Source organism: Ochrobactrum sp. C6C9, assembly GCF_022627935.1.
Taxonomy (GTDB): Bacteria; Pseudomonadota; Alphaproteobacteria; order Rhizobiales; family Rhizobiaceae; genus Brucella; species Brucella teleogrylli.
The window spans coordinates 1-276 of the sequence record NZ_JABXGB010000125.1 but is presented as its reverse complement, the minus strand read 5'-3'; the positions used below and the strand labels follow the sequence as shown (position 1 = coordinate 276).

The following is a 276-nucleotide window of genomic DNA, read 5'->3' as shown; positions in this document are numbered from 1 at the left end:
CCCTTGAGGCCTTCGTCGAGGCGGCCGCGGCCGGCTCCTTCAGCGCCGCGGCACGGGTGCTGGGCAAGCGGCAGTCCAGTATCAGCGAGAGCATCGCCCGGCTGGAGGACGACCTGGGGGTGTCGCTGTTCGATCGCCAGGGCCGCTACCCGCTGCTGACGGCGGCCGGCGAGCAACTGCTCGACCAGGCCCGCGCCGTGCTCTCGGCCCACGACCGCCTGGCCAATCGCGCCACCCAGCTGGCGGCCGGGGTGGAGCCGCGCCTGACCCTGGTGA

Annotated in this window: 1 protein-coding gene; it reads left to right on the top strand. The window is 74.3% G+C overall.

The window, feature by feature from the left end; all coding sequences use genetic code 11:
* The coding region (locus HWD97_RS24345; RefSeq protein WP_371835823.1) for a LysR family transcriptional regulator at positions 1 to 276 on the top strand (276 nt) is incomplete at both ends.